The following is a 15,533-nucleotide window of genomic DNA, read 5'->3' as shown; positions in this document are numbered from 1 at the left end:
GAGGAATCGATGAAGTACGAGTTTACATAATGAGTTAGTTGCTCGATATCACTATCGCTGCATTAACTTTACTATTTCTAATCAGTACGGAGGTAGCTTTTCACGAACTGATCAGCAATAAAAGTCCTTAACAGCCCTTTACTTATTAGTTCTCTTAGTAACCTTAAGATTATTGTTGACAGGATTATTGACATTCATGCAATAACCTATTTTCTCTGTATTTCTTAACTTATATGTAATGGTTCGTTTCATTAATAATTGATTTTTATACGGGTAATTTATTGGGTATTTGTGTCCTGCAGTGTTTATCTTGATAGGAGGGTGTTTTCGAGGAGTGAGCCCATCTACATCACACTCGTTAACCTGGGTAATATCCCCGTTATGATTGGTTCGTGGCAGGTAATTGATGTCAACGGCAGGGTGGTTTATTCAATTGAGCCTCCTCAGATTGTCATTAGCCCAAGCTCCTCCTTCGTTGTTGTTTGGTTTCAGTTTGATAATGATGGTAAGCCCATTGATAGGGGGGGTAGGTATAGGGTTGTTTGGCGGCCTGTGGTTAATGGTAGTGCCCTTGAATGCTTTAGTGATTTCTTCGATGTTTTATGACTGACTTTTCATCTTTGTTAGTAGGTACCTGGATATGACTATGTAGTTACGGCGAAGATCACCAGAGACGTGAATGGGTCTATCAGTGGTACCGTAACCGCCGTTATTACGTAGTAAATAATAAATGATACCAATAGGGATATGGTTAGGAATATGAGTAACCACTTAACCAAGTCATTTAATGCGTTATTAACTTCATTCTCATCATAGCCCCTGCTACTTAATTCCCTCATATACCTCACGTAATTACCGTGTAATTGGGATAGTATTAATGAATACTCTATGACTATTATTGACCCATTAAACACCACCGTGTTTTGAAGCGGTATGAGAACTGTGTGGAGTATGTACGGTATATAACCCTGCGATATCACAGATATTGCTAATGCCATTATTAGGGCAATCCAGGACTCAACGGATAGGCTATTCATAAGGAGTCCGATAAACTATTGAAAGAATTACAATAACGAGGGTTAAGCCTACCGCTAAATCACTGGGTATTAATATCATGAAGGGGGGGATCACGGGTAGTATTAATGATAATGCTGCTAGGACCCACCTCATCCTACAACCACCTGCCCAGGTATGTAGATACTCTAGCGATTAATGAACCAATACCCTCACAGGTCGGGTCCCAGGTAATTACCTTGGCGTTCCTCGGTAATGCCCTATATAATTTCACCCTGTCCCTAATAATCCATTGGTTGCAGGGTAATCCCTTTATTAAGTTCCTCATTAGTATTGTATCAGGCACTATATCAATTATTAAGGTCCTTGTTGGCAATTTATTAATTATACCAATGATACTCTCGACGCTCTTCCTATTCACATTCGTTACTATGATTAATGCTGGGTCGGTCTCCTGAATCAACCTATACAGGGCTGGGTCCATGGTATAGCCCTTAATGGGCAGCGCCTTCACAACCATTAACTCCCTCAGTAACCTATAATACTGCGCAGCTCCTGAGCTGGGTATGACCCTTGGGCCCATTGGTATTGTCCAAAGACCAACATTGTAACCATACCTAAGTAGCACCCTACTTAGGGATAGCGTCAGGGATATCCCATACTCAAGGGGGTTATCTTCGACGGTCCCATACCTCATCCACCAACCAAGGTCTAGCAGTATTATCGTTGTCCTAAGCCCCCCCTCCCTCTCATACTCATTAACCATGATCCTACGGTTAGGATCCCTGGCAGTCGCCTTCCAGTTGATGAATTTATAGGGGTCGCCAGGTACGTAATTCCTCACGGACCTGAACTCCGTAGAATACGGCCCAAGCCTAGACGGCGATTGCTGGGTAGTCCCTGCCTTGGCTTAACTATGCCGAGAACCCTCCTTACAATTTTAATCCTTGGTATTACCTGAACATCCCACTCAAGTTTAATGAAGCCCTTAATCGCTCGTGAACCCCCCCCAGGATATTATAGTACACGTAGTCAATACCACCCAATGAATAATTGCCTCTTTTAACGGCCCTTAATGTGTACGTAAACCTCCTCTTCACATCGCCAAATCCCTTAAAGATTATGTGGACGTTATTGCCCCTAACTAATTCGAAGCCCTCAACCATTGAGGTACTGGGAATTGGTGGTGCCCTGATTATTAATAGGCCGAAGCCTCCATGAGCCTCAACGTTTAGTTCAATATTCAATTCCTCATCAACATACATAACACTCTTATCGGCGCTAAGGGTTATTGATATTATGGGCTTATCGCCCAGGCTCAGGGCTATCACTAACGTGGTTAGGGGAAAGAGTATGAAGAGGATGTAAAGTTTAGATGTTGTTAATACGGCGATCACGGCCATAACCATTGGAAGTAATACAAGGAGTAGGAGTATTTTCGAGATTTCCCTCATTAACAATCACTACCTAGGTATCGGTATCTTCTCAACATACTCCCTAACAACATCCTCACCACTGACCCCCTCCAGGGCAACCTCAGGCTTAAGCACAATCCTATGACCGAGAGTCTCAATAACAACCCTCTTTATATCATCGGGTATTACGTAATCCTACCATCAATGACCGCCATAGCCCTGCCCATACTCATCAACGCCATTAAGCCCCCCCTGGGGGCTTGGCCCAGCGAGTACCCTGGGATCCCTCCTAATAACGTTAAAACTCACTATGTACTTCATGACATCATCACTAACCGTGACATTGCTTTCCACGAAATCCCTTATCAATAGTAATTCATCGCCGTTTAACACAGCCCTTACCTGGGGGGGCGTTGGGTCGTTACTACGCCATGAAATCCTACGCCTTAATAGCTCAACCTCATCCCTCGGGTATCCCAGTCTTATTCTTATCATGAATCTATCCAGTTGTGCCTCTGGTAGTGGGTATGTACCCTCAAGCTCAATCGGATTCTGGGTTGCGATTACGATAAATGGTTGTGGAAGCTTGATGGTTTCGCCCTCAATTGTTACCTGACCCTCCTGCATAGCCTCAAGCAAGGCAGACTGAACCTTAGGAGGAGCCCTATTAACCTCATCAGCGAGTACGAAATTTGCGAAGATGGGGGGGCCAAGCACCAACTCGAAATTACCCTTATCTGGTCTCCAAACCTTAGTACCAATGATGTCACTAGGCAATAAGTCGGGCGTGAACTGGATCCTGCTGAACCTAAGCCCGAGAACTTTGGCTAGCATTTTTGACAGAAATGTCTTGCCGATTCCTGGTACGTCCTCGATGAGTACGTGACCGCCAGCAATTATTGAGGCCAATATTTTCACTAGGACCTCCTCATCGCCGACAAAGTACCTAGTTATTTCATTAATTACGGCCCTTACTCTCTCCGTTACGTAGTCAATGCCGACCTTACTCATTACCAGGCCTAGATTGAGTATTAAGGGAGTTAAATTTAGTATTTTTGGTGCTTAATAGTTCATTGAGTAATTCATTAACGAGACCTATCCTTTCCTTAACCTCCATTTCAAGTACCCTCCTATTAACCCTCCTGCAGGTTGCTACGCTTGAGTAATTAATCAATTTATCGAGCCTATCAATGATTTCTTCATAGTCTAAGCCGTCATTTGTTAATTCATGGACCAGGTACGCAATTAACTTATCCTTCTTCCCACTGGTTATGAATTCCCTAGTTGCCTCCTCAAAGAGCGAGTACTCGGGTGATGGGACAATCCTGACCTCACGCTTATGCTTTTCATACAATTCCTCCTCAATACCCTCCACGACACCTAACCCACCGATGTATAGTCTATAGCCCGCGTATACTATGGATATTGAGGCAATCATTATGAACGCTATCAATACGTATATGTTCCATGTCGATGGTTTGGGAACCGAAAGCAGGGAATACAACAGGCCAATGCCGAAGCTGCAAGGGCCAGTGAACGTGAGTTCCCAATAATTCCACTAACATCTATGCCACGGCTCTCAATCACGGTTACTAACGCAAGCATCAGATAAACAATGGATACTGCCGCGAATGGGTAGAATAATGGCAGGTAAATAGCGCCAAATAGATAGCTAAGTCCAAGGAATACGAAGAAATACGACAAGTACTTAAGTAATGGCTCGGCAAAGCCCGTCCCAACCACCTGCCTCATTGAGTACCTATTGATTATTGCGCCAATTATGACCAGGGCTAAGAAATTCAACAGGTAATTTATAATGAGAGAGTATCCCCCTGTAATTAGCTATTAGTATGGAGGTTAAGCCCCCAATTAATAGGTATGTGAACAATGAAGGTGCCAACAAACCCCCCCTAAGTATATCTGCAGTGGCATTACTACGGTATCTAACGAAATCACTCACCAAAATCATTGTTACTAAGGTTACCGTTGGTATTATTAATGCGGTAATTAGGTAAGTACCAATGGGCCTTATCAAGAACGCAAGCAATGTAAATGACGCAAGTATTACGTATGCAATTACGTACCTAATAATTGAGTCATGACGCGCCCTCACAAATAATCACCCTGGCATCCCTAAAGACCCTTCCCAAGGCCCTGAGGAATTTCTCATAATCACTCCTATCAACATCCCTAAGCCCATACCTAACCCTCTCAAACAACCTAATAATCGCATTAATTGATTCCCAATCACCATTAATAACACCATCATTAACCAATCGCTTCATCACCTCCCTAATGGTTTCCGAATCCCTAACCGTGAGACCCCCCCCTATGTTTAACCTAACGAAATTAACAATATCATCCCCCCCGTAATCACCAGCCCTAACGAATAAATCCTCCTCCCTATCACCAAGCCTAATGCTAATGCCGTAACAACCCCCCCTCGAAGGCATAATTAATGAACCATTACTGATAATCCCCCCCGGCCTCGTTACCATGACCTGGGCATCACCCCCCCTGACAATCATAGGTAATGGATCATTGAACCTCCAAATTAATGGTAAATCCCTTGGTATTCCTAAATCAATGATGTCGTTGCCACCCCCCCAACCACTAATCTTCTTCACAGCCTCCCCCCCAGGGAGTAACTCAATATTCCTTGAGAATTTAGGGAACTCCTCATCACCGCTTTTTGGGCCTACATTAATTCTGGGGGGGCTGATCCTTGCTCTGACATTAGCGGTACTACCTGGTTGATCACTTTTGTGAATTTCCCTCCTTATTATTGCCAATGAGCTGATGCCAATAATCGCAATGGCGGAGATGATAGCGATCATCATTAACAACGGTGGTATTTTCAATGGAACCACCGTATTACTCACATACTGCTGGCTACTCCCCCCCAAGCCTTCCTGTGAGCCTAAGGTACCTGGAGATCCACCACTCAATGCCTGAGAAGGTTTTGGTGTACTTACTGCTAGGTATTTCGTTATGTTTATCGATACGTTGGGCATTATTACCGGCAGTGGTATTAATGGTACGTACAACTCCGCATTACTGGTTTCATTAACTCGTTGTGGTATTGTTAAGTTTATTGGCGGTAATGTGATTGCTGGTTGTGGTAAACTCACATGAATATTTAGCGAGCTACCTCCCTGCGAACCCCCCGATTCGTTCAACTTTATTAATATGCCTATTGAGGATGCCAATAACCACGTTATTAATAATCCAATGGCCAGTATTAAAATTGCGGATTTATTCACACAATAATTTCGCAAACCCTGACTTAAAATTCTTAGTGGCCTTAATTCACTTTATCAATTTCATTAAGTATCCTGCCCAGTCAAGCATTAACAATGCAGTGCCCACACCAATGAGTAACCCGCCAATTAATGGCGCCTCTATCGTTAAAACACCGATTATCGTAATTAAGGCACCGATTTTAACCCTTGCCACATTAAAGTCATTACCCAACCTATATAGAGTTACCATACTTAGGACAGACCCGAGGATTCCCAGGACCAACGATACGAATAGCGGTAATGGTAGGTAAAGCGAAAATACTATGAAATACCTATTATACATTAGAATGAGTGGCTCCAGCATTATTGGCCTAGGGATTAGGGCATTTCCCACGAGCTCATTAGCCATGAGATAACCCATGTAGGCTATGTTCATGAAGTACGACACTGTAATAATCACCGAGCCAACAAACCCCCCCACTAAGTACCTCCCACTATAGCGCATCAAGTCCCTAAACCCAAGTAGCCAGAACAGCACTACGAGTACGTATGGTATTACCGTAGATATCAGGAGGAAGTAGGAGACCACGACCGTGAATATGTACGCGGCCATGGGCGTGATTAACAGCGATAAAAATAATAGCAATTCCAGAATAGTGACATCAGCAGATATTATGAGCAGTGACCAGCGAATATACACAATCCCACGCTCCAGAAGATCAATCGACATTCCTCAGTAATTTTAATCAAAGGCTAATTTAAAACATTATTAAAGCTCAATAACTAAACCAACGCTGCCAAGCCTGGTTGCCTTGGGCAAGGCATTGTATAATGCCGCAATGCCTAGGATACCCGTGCAGTGCGTACCCACGACAATACTAGGCGATTTGCTGACTAAGTAATTAATTACCTGCTTAACCCTGTCCTCACTCAATCCCATGAAGTGAAGCCCACCAATAATCGCGTATAACCTACTCAACCCAGTTACCTGGAACCCATACTCCACAATATTTTCAATCCCTGAGTGCCCACAGCCAGTAATTGCTATTAATCCATTTGGGTGTTTTATATACAATGCCATATCATCAGGCACCTCATCAGTAACCGCGCCAATATGCGAAGGACCCCACTTCCTGGGTATCTCACCTGACACAATAACTTCATTAGTTATTCTATAGGGCTCCCTAATCAATACTAAATCAACACCCTTACTCTCCAGATATTCTCTCGTGAAATCCACGCTTATGTCCTCGAGCTTACCGCCTTCACCGGTGGCGTAGGCTTTCGTGAATAGGTTGGTGTGTGCGATCATTTTTATGGGTCTTGACCTGGCGTTTAGGAATGCCTTAACACCGCCTGTGTGGTCGATGTGCCTATGGCTGATTACCAAGTACTCCGGCTCATTAGGGTCTATGCCCAGTGCCTCATATTATTTAGTAAGGCCGTCCCCGTAAGCCCCGTATCATATAGTATCTTATAGTCATGTACATACGCCGCAAACCCCCCCCATTCACCCAGCAACCGCCTGCTTAATGAGGATAGTTGTGTCGCGTAGTTATCCACTAATATTGTTATTTTCATAATTTTTACACTGGTTTACTTAATTTTAAGTATTAATGTATATATTTCTATATATGAGTTATATCCAGAAGTCTTATAAATCATGAACAGGAATCACTGACATGCCGTCTGAGGAGGTTAAGTCCTTTTTCTACGACTTTCAATTGACTTTGGATAAGGTACTTGACTATGTGGCCACTGCCTTTCCTAATAATGAGGTTGTTTATTGGCCCCCTGGTGGCTCCAGGACGTCGGTCACCTTCACGCAACTTGCGGATAGGGTTAGGAGGGTCGCAGCCGCCTTGATGGACCTAGACCTAAAGCCAGGCAAGGCCTGGGAACTGGGTAGTAAGGTCGCGGTGCTTGAGTGGAACACCCTTAGGTACTTAGACCTTTACTACGCGGTCCCAAGTATCGGCGTTGCCCTATTCACGGTTAATGCAATGCTCGCTCCTAAGGAGATCATATACACAATGGGTGTTGCTAAGCCCGAGGTGTTTGTCGTGAATATTGATTACTTCGAGCAGTTAATAAAGCCAGTGATTGATAATGTCAAGAGTATAAAGGCTGTGGTCTACATGAGTGATAGGGGTAAGGAGCCGAGCCAGGACTACGGAGTTAAGATGATACCCTATGAGGACCTCCTCAAGCACGAACCACTGAGGGAATTCCCAGAAATAGACGAAAGAACGCCAGCCACATTAATGTTCACCTCAGGAACCACTGGACTACCCAAGGGAGGATACCACACCCACAGAGGACTAGTACTGCATACGTTATCCACGGCGCTCGCGTGAAGAACCCACCCATAAACGCCTCACAGGATGATGTAGCGATGGTTCTTGTACCCATGTACCATGTCCATGCATGGGGTTGGCCGTGGTCAACAATGCTTAATGGGCATAGGAGGGTCGTATACCCAGGCCGCTTTGATTGGGGGGTCACATACTTAAGCTAATTCATGAGGAGGAAATCACATTATCGGCAGGTGTACCGACGATACTGTACAACCTACTCAACCACCCAGACTCACCCAAATACGACCTAAGCAAGCTAAAGTTCATAGTAGGTGGTGCAGCACTTCCCGAGGGCCTGCTGAAGGCTGCCCAGGCCAGGGGGAATAACCGTAATTAGCGGCTATGGCTTAACGGAAACAGCCCCCCCAGTACTAACTATTGCGTATTTGAGGCCTGACCATAAGGACCTGCCTCCCGAGAGGAAGAATGAGATTTACCTAAGGACTGGGATTGTGATACCCCCCCTTGTTCAGTTGCGTGTTGTTGATGAGCAGGATAGGGATGTTCCAAAGGATGGTAAGACCATTGGTGAAATCGCTGTTAGGGCTCCATGGCTCTTCAGGGAGTACATTGGTGATCCAGAGAAGACGAGGAATGCGTGGCGCAATGGCTGGTTCCACACGGGTGACGCTGCGGTTTGGTTCCCCGACAATTACGTCAAGATCGCCGATAGGCTTAAGGACGTGATTAAGAGCGGCGGCGAGTGGATACCGAGCCTCAGGCTTGAGGACTTGATTAGTACCCATCCCGGTGTTAACATGGTGGCCGTTGTGGGTATTCCCCATGAGAAGTGGGGGGTGAGAGGCCTGTGGCCATTATAGTGCCCAAGCCTGGCTATGAGGGTAGGCTCACTGAGGACGAAATAAAGAACCACCTAATGAAATACGTGGAAAAGGGGGAAATACCAAAATGGTGGGTCCCGGACAAGGTAATCTTCGTAAAGGAACTACCACTAACAAGCACAGGAAAAATAGACAAGAAGGTGCTTAGGGATCAGTATAAGAACGCACTGCTTAGTAAGTAAGTGCTTAAATCCCATCGCACTGATTAAATACGGTAATGAGGATTATTTCCTGGAATATCAATGGCTTAAGGAGTATAATGAGGAAAGGCTCGCTCGATAAGCTTCTGGGCATGGGTAATTACGATATTGTTTTACTTCAAGAAATTAGGAGTTCGGGCGATGTGCCGTTAACGATAATGGGGGCTAGGCTACGAGGCATACCCATTTCCTGCCGAGAAGAAGGGCTACGCAGGTGTTATGACACTCACGAAGATAAGGCCCATCTCCGTTATTAAGGGCCTTGGGATTAGGGAGTTTGATGCCGAGGGCAGGGTGATTACGGTCGAGCTTAATGACCTCTATATCGTTAATGCGTACTTTCCAAGAGCCGGTGACGACCTTAGCAGGCTGAGCTTCAAAATTTCCTTCTGCACCGCCATTGAAAGGTTTTTGATTGACCTAAGGAGCAGAAAGCCTGTGATTGCATGTGGGGGGGACTTCAACATAGCTAGGGACAGGGTTGATTCCTCATTCTGGGACGAGAAACACCCTGGCCTAACCCCTGAGGAGAGGGCTTGGCTTAATCAATTCCTTAAGGAGGGTTTCATAGATACTTTCAGAGAGCTACACCCAAGCGCGAAGGTGTTCACATGGCGCAGCTACCGAGAGAGATGGAGAGCAATGAGGATTGATTACTGCATAGTTAGCGAGGAATTGAGGGGGGGTAAGGTCGCCAAGGCCGAGGTTTTAAGTGACGTGGAGGGTTCCGACCATGTACCAGTCATGATTGAGATAAGCACCTAAGGGAGAAACCACCATGTACCAACAACTTATATACGAAACACCCATCTTCATGTCCACTACGGTGGGTTTTGCACCTGAGTTCTTCATTAACTATTTCACAGTCAATGACGTACTCATCACCACCATACTTATCGATATAACGGATACTTTAGGCTGTTCAGTCTCCTCATAGTGTTGTGGCTACGTCGTCGATGTTGCCCTTGATTTTTCCGTACTCCCTTCACGGCTCCAGCGCCTTAATTTCGCCGTACTCCCTGCTCATGGCTTTGACGCCTTTACTTGGCCGTGTTCTTGGCGATTGGCTTGCCTCGTCGCTGAACTCGATGGCTGGGGGACCAACCCCATGGCCAGCTCTCATGAATCCCTAAACAACTCGATTAAGTATCTCATGGTTTTGCTTAGTGTTATTTCCCGCTCATCAACCTCATCACCGCATACGTACCTTACCTTGACGGTTTTTGGTTCATTGCTCACTATTATGTATGTGGCTTTATATCTCGGTTTGACTATGTCGTTGCTCGATGCCTTTACCTGCCTAATCACCTTGACTTCTTTATCGAGTACTTCTAGGTGGTAGTCTCCTTCGCACTCCATGGTTATGACTGCCGCATAAATCGGCTGTAGTAGTTTAGAGTATTCTCTGTGTAGGATTACGGCTGCTATGTGGGTGCATATCTCGCTTTTCCTCCTCATTCCCCCCCAGCTGGTCTCGAAGCATGAGCAATAATACCTACCATCCCTGAGGCGAACAATGTAGCTCGGGTACTTATCACCAAGTCTCGGGTCACCACTCACCACCCAGGCATTCTCGGTTACCTGCCTAACAGAGCCACTCTCAAACCTCCTCAAGACACGCCTAATCCACGAGCTCGATTTGCCGGGGAACTTAGACCTCAACCTCTCGATGGCGAGATCCTCAATGCCCCCCCTCTCGATCCTCATTACTACTCACCCTAGACCTAATGATCTGGACCCACGGATTATCCTCAATGCCGATTAGGGAATCATTAACCTCCTTGATCGAGTCCTTAATGGACTCGGTTTTGGCTGTGCCAAGGCTTGCATTGGCGTTGACTTATCGAGACACTGCTTGAGTAATTCCCTAATCTCGTTTATGGCTAGGTATGCTGTGAGTAATTGCCGTATTAGGTCGCTCATTGTTGCGTTGCTGACCTCGGATAGCCTCCTCAAAGCCTCATAAACATCCTCCCTAACGCTCACGCACCTAAACCTCATCCAACGAATAGGGAAATCAACTTAAAAGGCGTGAAGCAATGAACCAATGCATTACGGTTAATGACCCAATGCATTACGAGGACTGCGGAAGCCGCAGTCGAAAGCCACAAACAATGCATTACGAGAAGCCGAAGCCATAATAACAAGGCAACGAATTAAAGAGTCGGCAAGCAATTAATGCATTGATGCCTCGAAAAACACGGACAAGAACCACGAACAATGCAACAACGAAGGACTGAAAAACAAGAGAGCCATTAAACAATAGTTAGCAATCCCAAGCATGAACTGTCCTTTATTCTATTAACACCAAGCACTCACTGGAAATTATTCCTCGTTACTCGAGGAATTTTGTTCTGCTAATTCCTGGTATGAATTGGATTTTGCTCATTTATCCATAGGGATTGCTATCTGTTGTTCCACGAGTTTATTGTCTCCTTAAGCCCAGCCTTTTTAGGCCTTGGTTGTTGGTTTTTGATGATTGTTCTTAGGGTTGGGCTTGTTAGGAAGAGGGACTTGTTTGTCTACGGCTTTGCATCGCCCAGCAAGCCAGTCGCTGTTGGACCTGGCTCAGTTGCCCTAGTCCTGAGGGGGGGCTTGGTAATCGTGGCTTCGGCAATGCCTAGGGAATTCGGTGTGAGGGAGTTGCAAATCAACCCAGGCGACGTGTTGGTTAAGGGGAAGGTTAGGCGTCAATTCTGCTGGGATAATAATTTCATCTGGCCTCCCGAGAACGCCGAGTCCCTAATCGCCTTGGTCGACTCCGGCTACGCCTTAATCATTGAGCGATTAAGCGAGGCTCCAAACATAGTCAGGATGTACCGCAGGCTCGTTAGTCAAGGCTTAATTAGGGCCGACACGGTACTGAACATTCAAGCGTCAGTATCAACAACACCCACGTTGATCGGGATAATCGAGGTTAGGGAAATGGGCAGAGGAAAGCAGTTCTGGAAACTACCGAGGCCTTGCCTTGCTGGGCAGTACGTGAACAACGCCCTGATTAGGCTTGGCGTTAGGGTTGTTTGACTCGCGATGCGCAATGCTTAATTCACCCACACAGAGGCAATAAGCAATGGGTAGGGCAGTCCTCATTGGCATTGCGGTTGCCGTTGTGATCATTGCTGCGTGGTGGCCACCCTATTCCTAACCCACCCACTCACTCCAAGGCCATCAACTACGTACATAACAATCAACGCACCCTACGCATTCCTAACACCCACCGGCAATGGATTCTTTGAGCTGTTCTACTACGATTCCCAGGGTAATCTGCATGACTTGGGAACATTCAATGTTACAAGCAGTACTTTAGCCCAAGCGGTTAATGTGATTAATTCATTTAATCAACAAAATATGGGAACAACAGTCAATGGTCAACAATTCATACCATTGAGTTATGAGGTTGTTATTGGTAATTCAACGGGGGGGACAGTCCAAATACCCGTGCAGGGAAACACAATACTACTGGATAAAGTCAACCCAGGATACTGGACAATAGTAGTGAGCGATCCAAATGATTTAAACAAACTAGCATACGCACTGGATGTAGGATATAAAGAAGCGGCAACAGTATCAGGAACATCAAACCTATGGAACACACAACCAACAGGAACAATACTACAAGAAATAGCAAATATATATCATTATACGCAAAATCCTGCTTTTGGAGGAATATCAATCATAATAATGAATAATGGAACGCTAATACCATGGGGATATATGTTTTCCACAACTCAGCATAGCTATGGATATTACTTATCTTTTATATTGCAGGCACATACTACAACATATAGCTAAATTTATTTTTCTACGGTATAACTAACTCATAAGGTATCCCAAATGTAGCAATCATCCAATTTAGATACATATAACCATTACCGCCTCCAGATCCTGTAGAAACAAATAAATAAGGTTGACTTTGATAATTATCTGCATCTTCCGTTAAATAGGAGATATAAGGAAGATTCTCGTATTGTTCTGTATATCCAAAAGTACCATTAATAAATCCTTTACGTAAAGAATTAAATAAGATACCACCTGTTTGATAATAGTTATTTAATGCCACATTTTCTTCAGCTTCGAATGCTGTTTGGTATGCGTTTTCATAACTTGTTGCTAAATATGTTGATGGTGGTAAAGGTTCTAATGCATATGCATTTAAATCATTCATATATTCCTGTGGTAATTGATTGTTGTAAATGTTTCCATTAACCATAAAATAAATATCCAAAGCATTTTGATCATTTTGATCAGGAGCAAACCAGTAATATGTATAAAATACTCCATAACACATATAATTTTTGTTCTTCTGTTGATCTAATGGAGTAAATGGAATATAGTTAGTACTGGTTGCATAACCAACCCGAGTTGTTCACTAAGTGTGAGTGATTAAGCAAGTGGTGTAGAGCGCCTCCACACCACCTGGTGCGTTGGTTGTTCTTTGCCTCGGCTACTACAGCCTTGACTAGGCTCCTCCCACAGCCCCCCCTTTTAAGGGGGGGGCTGGCTCAATAAATAGCGTGACTAGGAAAAGGGCTGACTCGATTGGTGAGTCCGAGCTCTCGAGGCTTGTTGAGCTCGGCTTTAGTAGGCAGACTGTTGATAGGTTAATCAACGCCGGTGTTAGGAGCCTTAGGCACGTTCTGTTGTTCAACGCCGAGGAGCTTCAGGAACTGCTTGGCTCGCCGGACACCGATTTACCTAGGCGATTAATCAACACAGCTAGGGAGTTGCTTGCCGAGTCACCGTCTGCGGTCACTGCTAGGGAGAGGATTGAGGCAATTAGCAAGATGCCAATACTGAGGACTGGCGTCGAGGGCTTGGACCAAGCAGTTGGTGGTCTACACTTTGGCGCATCCCACGAATTCGCTGGCGAATTCGGCACTGGGAAGACGATAATGGCTCTACAGACAGCAATCGCCTCGATTAGCCAATTCGGGTTTAAGGTGGTTTACATAGACACTGAGAAGACGATTGACCAGTACCTAGGTAGTCAATTAATCAGGAACATGGCCAGTAGGTTCAACGTTGACTACAACCAAGCAATCAATGACTACCTACTCATCTACAACCCAGTCACCGTTGACGACCTGGAGGACTTCATAAAGCTTAGGCTCACTGACTTGGTAATAAGCGGCAACGCCAAGGTGGTGATTGTCGACTCAATAACTGCACTGTACAGAGCCCAGTTCAGGGGGGGTAGGGAGAAGTTGGCCGAGAGGCAGCAACGCCTACACTACGTACTCGACTGGCTTAGGAGGTTAACAATCAGGCTTGGCGTACTGGTCATCTACACTAACCAGGTCATGACTAGCCCGACCGGCTATATAGAAGTCAAACTACCGGTTGGAGGCAATGTACTAGCCCACACAGTGAACGCAAGGTGGCTAATGACGAGGGCTAGTAAGGGCAAGGGCGAGGGATTAATGAAGGCACTGGATGTTCCAGGGCTGGCCCCCCCTGGCTTCGAAATAAGGTACTCAATAATGGATGATGGACTGCATTGATTAACCTCAATAATTTATTTAATCCACGTTGGTGCCTTATTAATCGTATTGTGTAGAAAGAATTGATGAATCAAGCCAGTGAGGCTTTTGGGAAACCGAGGCTTGCAGTAAATGATGAGGGGTACCTCGTCGACCTAACCACCGGCTTCGTCTCGGTGAGTACGCACCAATCGAGGGTACGGAACTACTCCCAGCCAGGGCGGGGGGGGCCAGTAATACACTAATTAATACAAGGTCGAAAGTTTCACCCAAGTCTCAAATAGTTGGGTTGGTTAGGGGGGGATTTAGAGCTGACATGGTCATTGGCGTTAGGGATAGGGGGGGTAGGGGGGGATTTGCTAGGGAGGTTGATGGGTTGGTTAGTGATGTCATGAGGGTATTCATTAACCATGGCGTTAGGGTTCATGAGGGTCAGGTGAGGGATTTCGTGGCTAAGGCACTAAAGGCCTGGGGGGGTGGGAGGCCCACAGACTTGGTTAGGGTTTTGGATAGGGTCCTGGACGTAAACAGTAATGAGTACCTTGAGGAGAGGAGGACGATCACCGAGGCGTTGGGCGAGGTCTTTGGTCGCGAATGGTTGATAAGGCACTACATAGGGCAGGTGCTGAGGGAATGGGGGGGTTTGAATGGTGTGGATGAGGTCATAAGTGTTGATGAGGTTGTGAGGGCTTATGAGGATGTTAGGCTTATGGCTAAGGCGGCTAGGAAGAATTACTACACAAAGACCCTCATTGAGTTAGCCATAGTGAAGCTACTCCTCATGAGTGATGGTGAGGACTCCGTAAGGAAATTCCTAAGGAGTGAGGGGGGGAGGGAGGAGTTACTGAGCAGGTTCATGGAGTTAATGAGTGCCCCAGGGCCATAATCATTTTACTTATTAATCATGGAGTCCCTAGAACGGTGATGGAATAGTCACGATGAAACAGGAGTATCCCGTTTCATCGTGGATCAATGCCAAGCCC

General features: G+C 45.5%; 25 protein-coding genes and 1 pseudogene. 10 read left to right on the top strand and 16 right to left on the bottom strand.

The features are described 5' to 3' along the window. Positions 1 to 291 precede the first annotated feature (291 nt). Positions 292 to 606, top strand: coding sequence for a hypothetical protein (locus JCM11216_RS05245; RefSeq protein ID WP_054853535.1), 315 nt, complete (start codon positions 292 to 294; stop codon positions 604 to 606). Between the two features lie 38 nt (positions 607 to 644). Here JCM11216_RS05245 and JCM11216_RS05240 read toward each other — a convergent pair whose 3' ends face one another. The 12 genes from JCM11216_RS05240 to JCM11216_RS16575 all read right to left on the bottom strand — a co-directional run bounded on the left by JCM11216_RS05240 (position 645) and on the right by JCM11216_RS16575 (position 7,252). Then, positions 645 to 1,037, bottom strand: a complete 393-nt coding sequence (locus JCM11216_RS05240) for a hypothetical protein (protein WP_243675265.1) — start codon at positions 1,035 to 1,037, stop codon at positions 645 to 647. A gap of 134 nt (positions 1,038 to 1,171) precedes the next feature. Next, a complete protein-coding gene (locus JCM11216_RS16605) occupies positions 1,172 to 1,858 on the bottom strand; it encodes a DUF58 domain-containing protein (protein WP_243675264.1) in 687 nt (228 codons plus the stop codon). Between the two features lie 109 nt (positions 1,859 to 1,967). Beyond that, positions 1,968 to 2,468 (bottom strand): BatD family protein, encoded by a 501-nt coding sequence (locus JCM11216_RS16600; RefSeq protein ID WP_243675263.1) that lies wholly within the window; start codon positions 2,466 to 2,468, stop codon positions 1,968 to 1,970. 9 nt (positions 2,469 to 2,477) lie between these two features. Continuing rightward, positions 2,478 to 2,588, bottom strand: coding sequence for a hypothetical protein (locus JCM11216_RS16595; protein ID WP_243675421.1), 111 nt, complete (start codon positions 2,586 to 2,588; stop codon positions 2,478 to 2,480). A 42-nt stretch (positions 2,589 to 2,630) separates the two neighbouring features. Then, positions 2,631 to 3,440, bottom strand: coding sequence for an AAA family ATPase (locus JCM11216_RS05230; RefSeq protein ID WP_243675262.1), 810 nt, complete (start codon positions 3,438 to 3,440; stop codon positions 2,631 to 2,633). Then, the gene (locus JCM11216_RS16590) at positions 3,433 to 3,933 is read right to left on the bottom strand and encodes a hypothetical protein (RefSeq protein ID WP_243675261.1); all 501 of its coding nucleotides are present in this window, start codon (positions 3,931 to 3,933) and stop codon (positions 3,433 to 3,435) included. Before JCM11216_RS16590 ends, JCM11216_RS05230 begins: the two co-directional genes overlap by 8 nt. Then, complete coding sequence (locus tag JCM11216_RS16585) at positions 3,879 to 4,172, bottom strand: hypothetical protein (protein WP_243675260.1); 294 nt, start codon at positions 4,170 to 4,172, stop codon at positions 3,879 to 3,881. Before JCM11216_RS16585 ends, JCM11216_RS16590 begins: the two co-directional genes overlap by 55 nt. A gap of 16 nt (positions 4,173 to 4,188) precedes the next feature. Continuing rightward, complete coding sequence (locus JCM11216_RS16580; protein WP_243675259.1) at positions 4,189 to 4,542, bottom strand: hypothetical protein; 354 nt, start codon at positions 4,540 to 4,542, stop codon at positions 4,189 to 4,191. Continuing rightward, on the bottom strand, positions 4,526 to 5,692 hold the full coding sequence (locus JCM11216_RS05220; protein ID WP_054853534.1) for a DUF4129 domain-containing protein: 1,167 nt from the start codon (positions 5,690 to 5,692) through the stop codon (positions 4,526 to 4,528). Before JCM11216_RS05220 ends, JCM11216_RS16580 begins: the two co-directional genes overlap by 17 nt. Before the next feature lie 46 nt (positions 5,693 to 5,738). Next, positions 5,739 to 6,401, bottom strand: coding sequence for a hypothetical protein (locus JCM11216_RS05215; RefSeq protein ID WP_054853533.1), 663 nt, complete (start codon positions 6,399 to 6,401; stop codon positions 5,739 to 5,741). A 39-nt stretch (positions 6,402 to 6,440) separates the two neighbouring features. Next, positions 6,441 to 7,061 carry an MBL fold metallo-hydrolase gene (locus tag JCM11216_RS05210; RefSeq protein WP_243675258.1) on the bottom strand — a complete coding sequence of 207 codons (621 nt, stop codon included), beginning with the start codon at positions 7,059 to 7,061 and terminating at the stop codon, positions 6,441 to 6,443. Positions 7,062 to 7,081: 20 nt separating this feature from the next. Continuing rightward, positions 7,082 to 7,252: a hypothetical protein gene (locus JCM11216_RS16575; protein WP_243675257.1), complete on the bottom strand. Its 171-nt coding sequence runs from the start codon at positions 7,250 to 7,252 to the stop codon at positions 7,082 to 7,084. Positions 7,253 to 7,353: 101 nt separating this feature from the next. On the opposite strand from JCM11216_RS16575, the pseudogene JCM11216_RS05205 reads away from it, so the two are divergent. The 4 genes and pseudogenes from JCM11216_RS05205 to JCM11216_RS16565 all read left to right on the top strand — a co-directional run bounded on the left by JCM11216_RS05205 (position 7,354) and on the right by JCM11216_RS16565 (position 10,007). After that, positions 7,354 to 9,052: pseudogene (locus tag JCM11216_RS05205) on the top strand (long-chain-fatty-acid--CoA ligase). A gap of 35 nt (positions 9,053 to 9,087) precedes the next feature. Further along, the gene (locus JCM11216_RS16570; protein ID WP_243675256.1) at positions 9,088 to 9,327 is read left to right on the top strand and encodes a hypothetical protein; all 240 of its coding nucleotides are present in this window, start codon (positions 9,088 to 9,090) and stop codon (positions 9,325 to 9,327) included. After that, positions 9,290 to 9,835, top strand: a complete 546-nt coding sequence (locus tag JCM11216_RS05200) for an exodeoxyribonuclease III (protein ID WP_243675255.1) — start codon at positions 9,290 to 9,292, stop codon at positions 9,833 to 9,835. Before JCM11216_RS16570 ends, JCM11216_RS05200 begins: the two co-directional genes overlap by 38 nt. A 13-nt stretch (positions 9,836 to 9,848) precedes the next feature. Next, entirely contained in the window at positions 9,849 to 10,007 is a 159-nt protein-coding gene (locus tag JCM11216_RS16565; protein WP_243675254.1) for a hypothetical protein, read from the top strand. A gap of 48 nt (positions 10,008 to 10,055) precedes the next feature. Here JCM11216_RS16565 and JCM11216_RS16560 read toward each other — a convergent pair whose 3' ends face one another. Genes JCM11216_RS16560 through JCM11216_RS05190 form a run of 3 tightly spaced genes read right to left on the bottom strand, consistent with a single transcriptional unit; the run spans position 10,056 to position 11,071 of the window. Then, complete coding sequence (locus tag JCM11216_RS16560) at positions 10,056 to 10,193, bottom strand: hypothetical protein (RefSeq protein ID WP_243675253.1); 138 nt, start codon at positions 10,191 to 10,193, stop codon at positions 10,056 to 10,058. Then, complete coding sequence (locus JCM11216_RS05195; protein WP_054853532.1) at positions 10,190 to 10,777, bottom strand: hypothetical protein; 588 nt, start codon at positions 10,775 to 10,777, stop codon at positions 10,190 to 10,192. The genes JCM11216_RS16560 and JCM11216_RS05195 overlap by 4 nt, the downstream gene beginning before the upstream one ends. Before the next feature lie 54 nt (positions 10,778 to 10,831). Continuing rightward, the gene (locus tag JCM11216_RS05190) at positions 10,832 to 11,071 is read right to left on the bottom strand and encodes a ribbon-helix-helix protein, CopG family (protein ID WP_243675252.1); all 240 of its coding nucleotides are present in this window, start codon (positions 11,069 to 11,071) and stop codon (positions 10,832 to 10,834) included. Positions 11,072 to 11,545: 474 nt separating this feature from the next. Here JCM11216_RS05190 and JCM11216_RS05185 point away from each other — a divergent pair, with 474 nt between their 5' ends. Both JCM11216_RS05185 and JCM11216_RS05180 read left to right on the top strand, forming a co-directional pair. Further along, on the top strand, positions 11,546 to 12,094 hold the full coding sequence (locus JCM11216_RS05185) for a hypothetical protein (RefSeq protein WP_054853531.1): 549 nt from the start codon (positions 11,546 to 11,548) through the stop codon (positions 12,092 to 12,094). 102 nt (positions 12,095 to 12,196) lie between these two features. Then, positions 12,197 to 12,862, top strand: coding sequence for a hypothetical protein (locus JCM11216_RS05180; RefSeq protein ID WP_243675251.1), 666 nt, complete (start codon positions 12,197 to 12,199; stop codon positions 12,860 to 12,862). A gap of 10 nt (positions 12,863 to 12,872) precedes the next feature. Here JCM11216_RS05180 and JCM11216_RS05175 read toward each other — a convergent pair whose 3' ends face one another. Continuing rightward, entirely contained in the window at positions 12,873 to 13,358 is a 486-nt protein-coding gene (locus tag JCM11216_RS05175; protein ID WP_243675250.1) for a hypothetical protein, read from the bottom strand. 226 nt (positions 13,359 to 13,584) lie between these two features. Here JCM11216_RS05175 and JCM11216_RS05170 point away from each other — a divergent pair, with 226 nt between their 5' ends. From JCM11216_RS05170 to JCM11216_RS05165, 3 genes are all read left to right on the top strand, one after another. After that, positions 13,585 to 14,571 (top strand): ATPase domain-containing protein, encoded by a 987-nt coding sequence (locus JCM11216_RS05170; RefSeq protein WP_054853530.1) that lies wholly within the window; start codon positions 13,585 to 13,587, stop codon positions 14,569 to 14,571. 65 nt (positions 14,572 to 14,636) lie between these two features. Then, on the top strand, positions 14,637 to 14,795 hold the full coding sequence (locus JCM11216_RS16555; protein WP_243675249.1) for a hypothetical protein: 159 nt from the start codon (positions 14,637 to 14,639) through the stop codon (positions 14,793 to 14,795). 44 nt (positions 14,796 to 14,839) lie between these two features. After that, a complete protein-coding gene (locus tag JCM11216_RS05165) occupies positions 14,840 to 15,436 on the top strand; it encodes a hypothetical protein (protein ID WP_054853529.1) in 597 nt (198 codons plus the stop codon). Positions 15,437 to 15,533: the final 97 nt, after the last annotated feature.

The organism is Vulcanisaeta distributa JCM 11216, assembly GCF_001315985.1.
Lineage (GTDB): Archaea > Thermoproteota > Thermoprotei > Thermoproteales > Thermocladiaceae > Vulcanisaeta > Vulcanisaeta distributa_E.
This window is presented reverse-complemented; position numbering and strand designations above follow the sequence as displayed.

What these genes read in the sequence shown, in the direction of transcription:
- JCM11216_RS05240 (WP_243675265.1), bottom strand. Translation starts at nt 1,037, where the DNA reads ATGAATAGCCTATCCGTTGAGTCCTGGATTGCCCTAATAATGGCATTA.
- JCM11216_RS16600 (WP_243675263.1), bottom strand. Translation starts at nt 2,468, where the DNA reads ATGAGGGAAATCTCGAAAATACTCCTACTCCTTGTATTACTTCCAATG.
- JCM11216_RS05230 (WP_243675262.1), bottom strand. Translation starts at nt 3,440, where the DNA reads ATGAGTAAGGTCGGCATTGACTACGTAACGGAGAGAGTAAGGGCCGTA.
- JCM11216_RS05215 (WP_054853533.1), bottom strand. Translation starts at nt 6,401, where the DNA reads ATGTCGATTGATCTTCTGGAGCGTGGGATTGTGTATATTCGCTGGTCA.
- JCM11216_RS16575 (WP_243675257.1), bottom strand. Translation starts at nt 7,252, where the DNA reads ATGAAAATAACAATATTAGTGGATAACTACGCGACACAACTATCCTCA.
- JCM11216_RS16570 (WP_243675256.1), top strand. Translation starts at nt 9,088, where the DNA reads ATGAGGATTATTTCCTGGAATATCAATGGCTTAAGGAGTATAATGAGG.
- JCM11216_RS05200 (WP_243675255.1), top strand. Translation starts at nt 9,290, where the DNA reads ATGACACTCACGAAGATAAGGCCCATCTCCGTTATTAAGGGCCTTGGG.
- JCM11216_RS16565 (WP_243675254.1), top strand. Translation starts at nt 9,849, where the DNA reads ATGTACCAACAACTTATATACGAAACACCCATCTTCATGTCCACTACG.
- JCM11216_RS16560 (WP_243675253.1), bottom strand. Translation starts at nt 10,193, where the DNA reads ATGAGAGCTGGCCATGGGGTTGGTCCCCCAGCCATCGAGTTCAGCGAC.
- JCM11216_RS05195 (WP_054853532.1), bottom strand. Translation starts at nt 10,777, where the DNA reads ATGAGGATCGAGAGGGGGGGCATTGAGGATCTCGCCATCGAGAGGTTG.
- JCM11216_RS05190 (WP_243675252.1), bottom strand. Translation starts at nt 11,071, where the DNA reads ATGAGGTTTAGGTGCGTGAGCGTTAGGGAGGATGTTTATGAGGCTTTG.
- JCM11216_RS05185 (WP_054853531.1), top strand. Translation starts at nt 11,546, where the DNA reads ATGATTGTTCTTAGGGTTGGGCTTGTTAGGAAGAGGGACTTGTTTGTC.
- JCM11216_RS05175 (WP_243675250.1), bottom strand. Translation starts at nt 13,358, where the DNA reads ATGTGTTATGGAGTATTTTATACATATTACTGGTTTGCTCCTGATCAA.
- JCM11216_RS16555 (WP_243675249.1), top strand. Translation starts at nt 14,637, where the DNA reads ATGAATCAAGCCAGTGAGGCTTTTGGGAAACCGAGGCTTGCAGTAAAT.